At 35.0% G+C, this 8,672-nt stretch carries 8 protein-coding genes and 1 riboswitch; of the genes, 2 read left to right on the forward strand and 6 right to left on the reverse strand.

The window, feature by feature from the left end; all coding sequences use genetic code 11:
* Positions 1–47: 47 nt before the first annotated feature.
* The 6 genes from RT261_RS10930 to RT261_RS10955 all read right to left on the reverse strand — a co-directional run bounded on the left by RT261_RS10930 (position 48) and on the right by RT261_RS10955 (position 4,887).
* A complete protein-coding gene (locus RT261_RS10930; protein ID WP_313132487.1) occupies positions 48–1,544 on the reverse strand; it encodes a UDP-N-acetylmuramoyl-L-alanyl-D-glutamate--2,6-diaminopimelate ligase in 1,497 nt (498 codons plus the stop codon).
* A 241-nt stretch (positions 1,545–1,785) separates the two neighbouring features.
* Positions 1,786–2,367, reverse strand: coding sequence for a signal peptidase I (gene lepB, locus RT261_RS10935; RefSeq protein ID WP_442871773.1), 582 nt, complete (start codon positions 2,365–2,367; stop codon positions 1,786–1,788).
* Between the two features lie 19 nt (positions 2,368–2,386).
* A complete protein-coding gene (gene lepB, locus RT261_RS10940; protein ID WP_442871775.1) occupies positions 2,387–2,896 on the reverse strand; it encodes a signal peptidase I in 510 nt (169 codons plus the stop codon).
* 443 nt (positions 2,897–3,339) lie between these two features.
* Positions 3,340–3,588, reverse strand: coding sequence for a DNA-directed RNA polymerase subunit omega (gene rpoZ, locus RT261_RS10945; RefSeq protein ID WP_313132493.1), 249 nt, complete (start codon positions 3,586–3,588; stop codon positions 3,340–3,342).
* Positions 3,589–3,673: 85 nt separating this feature from the next.
* Positions 3,674–3,946 carry a DUF370 domain-containing protein gene (locus tag RT261_RS10950; RefSeq protein ID WP_313132494.1) on the reverse strand — a complete coding sequence of 91 codons (273 nt, stop codon included), beginning with the start codon at positions 3,944–3,946 and terminating at the stop codon, positions 3,674–3,676.
* A 62-nt stretch (positions 3,947–4,008) separates the two neighbouring features.
* Positions 4,009–4,887, reverse strand: a complete 879-nt coding sequence (locus RT261_RS10955) for a YicC/YloC family endoribonuclease (protein WP_313132496.1) — start codon at positions 4,885–4,887, stop codon at positions 4,009–4,011.
* Between the two features lie 423 nt (positions 4,888–5,310).
* Here RT261_RS10955 and RT261_RS10960 point away from each other — a divergent pair, with 423 nt between their 5' ends.
* Together RT261_RS10960 and RT261_RS10965 are read left to right on the forward strand one after the other, a co-directional pair.
* The gene (locus RT261_RS10960; RefSeq protein ID WP_313132498.1) at positions 5,311–7,077 is read left to right on the forward strand and encodes an Rqc2 family fibronectin-binding protein; all 1,767 of its coding nucleotides are present in this window, start codon (positions 5,311–5,313) and stop codon (positions 7,075–7,077) included.
* Positions 7,078–7,322: 245 nt separating this feature from the next.
* A riboswitch (purine riboswitch) is annotated at positions 7,323–7,420 on the forward strand.
* 212 nt (positions 7,421–7,632) lie between these two features.
* The coding region (locus RT261_RS10965; protein ID WP_313132499.1) for an amidohydrolase family protein at positions 7,633–8,672 on the forward strand (1,040 nt) is incomplete at its 3' end.

Here is an 8,672-nt window from a genome sequence, read left to right on the forward strand (position 1 = left end):
TCTTACTCTTCTAAATTACAGAACAAAGTTTTCTTGATAAATATGAACTATATAATAGGAATGTCTTCTTCCTTCATTTCCTTCACAATATCTCTAATCAGTTCTCTTTCATCCAAATGATACTTATGACCTTTAATCTCCTGATAATCTTCGTGACCTTTTCCGGCCAGCACAATAACGTCCCCATGCTGTGCATGTTGGATACAATATCGTATGGCTTCTTTTCTGTCTATAACTTCAACATAATCTCCATTCGCCTTTTTCACACCGACTATAATGTCATTTATTATCTCCTGGGGTTCTTCAAATCTTGGATTATCCGAAGTTATAACCGTCAGGTCTGCTAATTTTGAGGATATCTCACCCATCTCATATCTTCTGAGCTTTGACCGGTTTCCACCGCAGCCAAATAAGCAGACTAATCTTTTGGGCTTATATTCTTTGAGGGTAGACAGCAGGCTTTCTAAGCTCATGGAATTATGGGCATAGTCTATCATTAAAGTAAAACTTTTTGACAGGTTAACCAGTTCTACCCTTCCCTTTACCTTCACTTCTGATAATGATTTTTGCACAATATCAATTGGTATATTAAAATGTCTGCAAATAGCAATGGCAGTTAGAGAATTATATACACTGAAGGTTCCGGGTATATCAATTACTACATCAAAGTTCATCAGACCTTCTACTCTGTATTTTACTCCTAGAACCCCCATAGAACTGTGCAAATCTACATTAACGGCTCTTAAATCCGCTTTCTCAGATATTCCATAAGTTTCAAGCTTACAGGTGTGACCCTCTAAGACATTCCACACATGAACATCATCTATATTTGCAATTCCTACTTTACATTTTTTAAACAGTAAGCCTTTACATGCCATGTATTCTTCAAAGTCCTTGTGTTCATTAGGACCTAGGTGATCCGGTGCAATATTAGTAAAGATACCAAAATCAAAAGTAAATCCATCTACCCGGTGCATCATCAATCCCTGGGAGGATACTTCCATAACAACACACTGGCAGCCTGCAGCTACCATCTTATGAAAATATTCCTGTATTACATAAGATTCCGGGGTTGTGTTATTAGCCGGAATTTTAGTGTCTCCAACGATTGCTTCAATGGTACCGATTAGTCCAGTTTTAATTCCTGAACTTTCAAGGATTGAACGGACCATATAAGCAGTGGTAGTCTTTCCTTTTGTTCCTGTAATACCAACAGTCTTTAATTTATCCGCCGGATAATCAAAATAGGCAGCTGACATATAAGCTAAGGCTATTCTGGTATCCGGAACTTTTACTACTGTAATATCGGTTATATTGGCAATAGCAAGATCGGCAATATCCTTTTCTACAATAACCGCCCCTGCTCCCTTTTTTATCACTTCATCTATAAAATCATGTGCATCTCTTACTGTTCCTGATATACATACAAAGACGGAATCTTTTTCTACTTTTCTGGAATCATATACAAGTGTTGTAACATCAACATCATCCTTACCCAGTAATAAGCTATATTCTATTTTTTCCAATAAATTTCCTAATTTCATATAAGCCTCGATTCTAGCGCTATGGCGCTTTTTTATAATGACAGTAATTGTACTGCAGCACAGATCCCATATTCTATTTTCGTCGTAACCTTGTAAGTCTGGATGAATCCGATATTAGAAGCGGGAAAACATGCTCTATACAATAATTCCCATCCAGCGAACTACCAGGATGGGAATTATTATGACCCATCGGTCAATAATGTTAATTCAAGCTACATAAAACTTTTTATGATAGTACTTATTAATCCACAAAACCAAATTTATTCAGCGGCCATATCCTTAACATGACTTTGCCGCTTATATTTTCTTCTAATACAGGACCGATATCTCTACTGTCCTGGCTAATTTCACGATTGTCACCCATTACGAAATATTCATCTTCTCCCAAAGCAATAGGCTCCGCCGCAATACCTGCTTTACTAATGGGATCTTTTCCGTAATTTTCTTCTAATATCTCACCATTAATGTATATATCACTGCCGATAATCTGAATGGTTTCACCAGGCATACCAATGATTCGTTTTACATAATATTCGTTAATGTCTCTTCCGTAAGGATAGAAGACTATAATATCAAATCGGTTTAAACGACCGATTCTTGGACTAATTTTTCCTACTAATACATTTTCTCCATTATGCAGGGTGTTTTCCATGGAAGGTCCATCCACTATAGTTCTTTGCATTACGTATTTGGGTACAATAAATATACATATAAATATAATAGCTACATATATAATAGCTTCTATTACAAATCCACGTACTTTTTTTCTTTTTGTATCCTCATCTGTTTGTTCAACATTCATTTGCTCTTCATTCAAAACCATCAGCTCCTTACTCAATTATTTATTGGTGCTCTAAAACTCCAATGTTTTTCAACGGCCATATTCTCACCCATGCTCTGCCCATAATAGCAGATTTATGTACCGCCCCGATGCTAGGATCTCTGCTGTCTTTGCTGTTATTACGGTTATCACCCAGAACAAAGTATTCGTCTTCTTTAAGTACAATACCCTCACCGGCGCCCCCGCCATCTGCAATTTCTTCATAACCATAATCTTCTTCCAGTAATTCACCATCTATATAAATGTTGCTTCCAATAATCTGTACTTTTTCACCCGGAAGTCCGATAATTCTCTTAATATAATATACTTCTTTATCATCAGGATATGGACGAAATACAATAATATCAAATCTCTTGGGAATACCAAAATGATAGGATAATTTCTCAAGAATCAAATGATCCTCATCATGAAGGGTAGCCTCCATAGAACTTCCGCTGACTTCAATTTGCTGTCCTACAAATTGATGAATCAATAAAACAGAACATATCACAATAGCAAAGTAAATAATCATTTCCAATATGTCTTTTCCATAATTGGTATTGTTCTCTTCTGAATCTTTATCAGCTGTTCTATTAACAATGTCTTCTTTTGTACCTTCAAACATATTTGTTTGATTTTCTTCCATATGACTCATATTATTGGATTCCTTTGTATTTTGTTCCTCATTAATCCATTGGCCATAATTCTCGAATTCTTTTTCTTCCATGATTTACCTCCGACTGTATCAAGCCTGCACCACCATTCCTATTGCATAGTAACCCATCTGCATATTTCGAATGGTGTGCCAAAATCATAAACAGGTTATGTTTATGATATAAAAAAGCACTCTCACATAGTATCTTATAAAATACGAAGAACTTTTTCTTTCGATCTATGTTCTCTCGAAAATTATATAAAATATCATACGAAAGTGCTCATCGGAATAAATAATATTTATTTAAATGTAATAGAATATTACTCTTCTTTATCCTTTTCTTCTTCATTCAGAATCTTAACTTTTCCTTCATACAACTCTTCAACAGCAACAGATAGCGGTTTATTACAAGGTGCACTGACATAAGCATCTGCTCCATTAATAAGCTGTCTTGCTCTCTTTGCAGTTGCAAGTACAATGGAATATCTACTATTAACTACTGGCTGCTCTCCTGGTTCAACCTCGCTGTTAACTACTTTCATTAAATCAGTATAGGATGGATGTAACATAAAAAGCTCCTTTCTTGAAACCTTTGGTTTCTTTCCATAATAAATTTTAAATATAAGTCAAAGGGAATCTCCCTATATTTTACCATCATTCTTCCGGTAAAGATGCAGTATCCATACTTTCTTTGGCATTTACTCTGTTTGCTATAGTTTCCGGCAATAATGCAGATAAAACCAGATGTCCGCTGTCTGTTACTATAACAGCTTTGGTTTTTCTCCCACAGGTAGCATCAATGGCAGTACCTGCATCCTTGGAATTCTGAACCATACGCTTTATAGGTGCTGCTTCCGGCTTTATGATACCCACAATTTTGCTGCTATTTACCACGTTACCAAATCCAATATTAATTAACCTGCTCAATTTCTTTCCTCTTTTCTAAGCCTATTCGAAACCTGCATTCAAATAATAATAGAAAATATCATTTATTCAATATTTTGAATTTGCTCCCTGACTTTTTCGATTTCAGTTTTTAGATTGATGGCTGTATTGGATACTTCTAAATCATTGGCTTTTGACAAAATAGTATTCGCCTCCCGATTCATTTCCTGTGCTATGAAATCCAGCTTTCTGCCTATTCCATCACCATCGTCTAAAGTGGCCTTCATATTCTGAATATGACTTCTAAGTCTTACCGTTTCTTCATCCACACAAATTTTATCTGCAAAAATGATAACTTCCGTAGCTAAGACACTTTCTTCAATCTTCGTATCTCCTAACAGCTCATTTACCTTGGCTGTAAGCTTTTGACGGTATTCTGCAAGAATCTGGGGTGATCTTTCTTCTATATATGTTACAAATGTAAGCATACCATCTAACTTACGGATAATATCTTTTTTTAGATTCTCACCCTCTGTAATACGGGCATTCACTAATTGTTCTGACGCAGTCCTTACCGGTCCTTCGATCATTTTCCACAATTCTGCTTCGTCAATGGATTGTTCCTCTAGTGTAAAAACATCCGGGAATCTTGCCAAAGCAGAAACTCTGATATCATTATCAATGTGAAATGTCTCACTCATTCTAATAAGATTTTGCATATATTCTTTGGCTATATCTTCATTGTATTTCACACATACATTTTTTTCTGTATAGTCTTCATAGGTAATGAATACATCCACTTTACCCCGTCCGATATATTCTTTTAGTACATTCCTGATACCAGACTCAAAAAAACTTAACTTTTTGGGCATTTTAATAGAAATATCACAATATCGATGATTTACTGCCTTAATTTCAACTATTACCTTATGTTCTGGGGTTGATACTTCACACCTTCCAAAGCCAGTCATACTTTTTAACATAATTCACACGTTCTTTCATTTTGATTATTATTTTTTAGATCTAATATCATATCTACAATCCACTTCCTTGGGAAGGGAAGGACTGCCTTTTCAGGTTAGTTTATTTCAAAAATATAACATTCTATTTATAGGCATTTCAATTCATTATAATTGAAATAGGGATACAAGTCAAGATTACTACCTAAAAAAACAATGAAAAAAGTTTGCACCTGTTGCTCTGGAATGTTATACTATAGTGCAGTGAAAGGAATATATTAACCCTAATTCCGGTGCTTTAGCACCATTTAATAACGGCAGCAATTTTGTGTGCAGATGCAAATTGCCGAAAAACTTAATTTTCAACCTAAACTTTTTATTTTTGTTTTCACAACAGCATTAAGGTAATACTTAAGATATGTTAATATACTTAAAGGAGAAATTGTTATGGCATTGGATGGACTTGTTATCTCTAATGTAGTTTATGAGTTAAAAGAAAAGCTGGTGGATGGCAGAATCAGCAAAATATCGCAGCCTGAAAAAGACGAATTAGTTTTAATCATAAAAAACAATAGAGCAAATTATAAATTATTTTTATCAGCTGGAGCCAGCCTTCCGCTGATTTATCTGACAGAAGAAAACAAACAAAATCCCCTTACAGCTCCCGGATTCTGTATGCTCCTTCGAAAACATTTAAACAGTGCAAGAATTTTAGACATTATACAACCTGGTTTAGAGCGAATTGTTCAAATAAAAATTGAACATCTAAATGAATTAGGAGATCTTTGCGTTAAGTATTTGATTATAGAATTAATGGGTAAACATAGCAACATTATTTTTTGTGATGATACTATGCATATTATAGATAGTATAAAGCATGTATCCCATCTGGTAAGCTCCGTACGTGAAGTATTGCCGGGAAGAGATTATTTCATTCCGGTTTCCGGGGATAAACAAAACCCTTTAACCATTACTTACGAAGATTTTTCAGAACATGTTTTAAAAAAACCACTTCCCTTAGGAAAAGCTATTTATACTGCTTTAACCGGTATTAGCCCTTTGATTGCAAATGAAATTTGTTACCGTGCTTCTTTAGATTCCGAGGCATCTACCAGTTCCTTAAGTGAGTCGGAAGGTGTTCACTTATATAAAAACTTTGACAGGCTGATTGGTGATATAAGGGAATTTAAGTTTGAGCCAAATATCGTATATAATGAAGATGATTCACCTGTGGAATTCTCCTGTGTACCCCTGACCTGTTACTCTGCTCTTAAAAAGGGGGATTATGAATCTATTTCTCAGGTATTGGAAAACTATTATGCTTCCAAAAATGCAATTACAAGAATCCGTCAAAAATCAGTGGATTTAAGAAAAATTGTATCAAATGCCATTGAAAGAAATACAAAAAAGTATGAATTACAATTAAAACAGTTAAAGGACACAGAAAAGCGTGATAAATACAAAGTTTATGGTGAACTGATTAATACCTATGGCTATAACTTAGAATCAGGTGCCAAATCCCTAACCGCTTTAAATTACTATACAAATGAGGAAATTACCATTCCGCTTGATCCAACCTTAACTGCAAAAGAGAATTCACTGAAGTATTTTGAAAAATATAATAAACTAAAACGAACCTTTGATGCGGTATCTTCCCTTATAGAAGAAACCAAAATAGATTTAATACATCTGGATTCTATCCGCACCTCCTTAGATATTGCGTTAGCAGAAGAAGATTTGGTAGAACTAAAAGAAGAACTTATGGAATACGGCTATATGAAACGCAAGTTTACTTCAGGAAAGCCGGGTAATAAAGGCAATAAAAAGCAGAAAATAACCAGCAGGCCTTTCCACTATCTCTCTTCCGATGGCTTTCACATCTATGTTGGAAAAAATAATTATCAAAATGATGAATTAACCTTTAAGTTTGCAACCGGAGGAGACTGGTGGTTCCACGCTAAAAACATACCTGGCTCACATGTGGTCTTACAAACGGAAGGAAAAGAAATACCGGATCGTACTTTTGAAGAGGCCGGTCGTCTGGCTGCTTTCTATTCCAAAGGCAGGGAAGGTGACAAAGTAGAAATTGATTATACGGAGAAGAAGAATGTGAAAAAACCAGCTGGAGGTAAACCGGGATTTGTGGTTTATTATACTAATTATTCTATGATGGTATCACCGGATATATCAGACATTCAGCTAATATCCCAATAATTAATATTCTCATGTTAAGAATATTTATAAAGGAAGTTTATATATACAAACTCCTCAGGATGTCGAATGGATGCCTCCATTACTTAAGCCATTTCCTAAAGAGATCTTAACGGGGTTATTTGTTTTTGAACATCACCAATTTACGGAATTCAGGCTCAGCAAATATATAAAGAATGAACAAATCTTATAGTGGAATATTATCTAAATTGCCTATTGATTTTCTATTATTTATAATATATCATTTTTGTAACTAATGTTGAGAATTTTATATAAGCCCATAATATGGTTGGGCGTTTCTACCAATTACCGTAAATAATTGATTATAAAATTTTTGAATGTGGCATGATTACTTGAAATTTATTGTAATCTTGGTTAATGTGCCTGTTCAAATGTTTTATAATCTTTTTTTTGTACTTTTTTGGAAAGTGATTAATTTATTCAAGAAGCAGACTATGCTCTTCCTGATTTGTTGACTCTTGATAATAGCAAAATATTGCTTTCATAAAAACAATATGTAAATAGAGAACTAATAAAGTAACGAAAAGAGGTGTTTATATGGAAAAAAATTATCTAAATCTATTAATTGACGTTGCCGCAGGCAGAAAGAAAGCTGACCTGGTCATTAAGAATTGTAAAGTGGTAAACGTCTACACAGGTGCTATTTTAGAGAAAAATATCGCAATTTGTGGTGGTTTAATTGCTGGTATTGGCGATTATGAAGGTGAGGCAGAGGTCGATGCAAATGGTTCTTATGCGATTCCGGGATTGATTGAAAGTCATATGCATATTGAATCCACTTTCTTGACTCCAGAAGATCTTGGCTGTATGATTGTTCCTCATGGTACAACGACTATTATTGCCGATCCTCATGAAATCGTGAATGTTTGCGGAATTGACGGATTTGAGTATATGGTTGAAGCTGCAAAAGGTACAGATTTAGATATAAAAATTCAAATACCATCCTGTGTTCCCTGCACCTCCTTTGAGCATTCAGGAGCAATTATTGACAGTGATGTTATTGAAAAGTTAACTACTCATGAAGGTGCCTTTGGCATTGGCGAATTAATGAATTTTCCTGGTGTAATTTTCAATGATGAAGAAGTCACAAAGAAAATAGTAATAGCTAAAAATGCAGATAAAATCATCGATGGGCATGCACCTGGGCTTTCTGGCAATGAGTTAAATGCTTACGTTGCAGCAGGCGTTAAGACAGATCATGAATGCTCCACTGTTGAGGAAATGATTGAAAAAATCAACTTAGGTATGTATATTCAATTGAGACAAGGTTCTGCTTGTCACAATCTGCGCACACTGCTAAAAGGGGTAACAGCAACAAACAGTCGACGTTGTCTACTGTGTTCTGATGACCGGCAACCTAAAGATATATTTGAAAAAGGTGACTTAGATGATCATTTGCGGATTTGTGTAGAAGCGGGAATCGACCCGATAACAGCTATTCAAATGGCTACTATTAATTCTGCAGAATGTTATGGTCTTACTGACAGAGGCGCGATTGCTCCTGGTTTAAGAGGGGACATTGTTCTCTTAAATAATCTGAAAGAATTCACTGTGGAAAAAGTATTCATCCAAGGAAA

The organism is Anaerocolumna sp., from assembly GCF_032079385.1.
Classification (GTDB): Bacteria; Bacillota; Clostridia; order Lachnospirales; family Lachnospiraceae; genus Anaerocolumna.